The 261-nt window shown below is 53.6% G+C and carries 1 protein-coding gene; it reads left to right on the top strand.

Annotated features, from left to right (window positions below; all coding sequences use genetic code 11):
- Window positions 1-208, top strand: a 208-nt coding sequence (locus SB772_RS42445; RefSeq protein ID WP_410838824.1) for a hypothetical protein, incomplete at its 5' end; no start/stop codon positions are given.
- Between the last annotated feature and the right edge of the window lie 53 nt (window positions 209-261).

Consider the following 261-nt stretch of genomic DNA (forward strand, 5'->3'; position numbering starts at 1 on the left):
GTGCACAGATCGTCCAGCGGTATTTGCCGACCGCCTGGCCGACGCGTTGCGCATTGATGGGCTCGTTCAGATTCATGGCATCACTTTATTATTGGATTATGGTGATGATCTCTCGGTTTCAAGCGAGATCAATTGTGTCGTAGAGCATCGCCAAAACGCGAGGAATCCGCGCCAAGGCTGGTCAGGTTCAGCCGTGTCTTGCGATTAGCCGTTTTGCGCTATCGGTTAACTCACGCGTAGCGCGATCTCAATGGCGCAAGC

Origin of the sequence: Paraburkholderia sp. SIMBA_030 (assembly GCF_046535245.1) — a bacterium.
GTDB lineage: Bacteria > Pseudomonadota > Gammaproteobacteria > Burkholderiales > Burkholderiaceae > Paraburkholderia.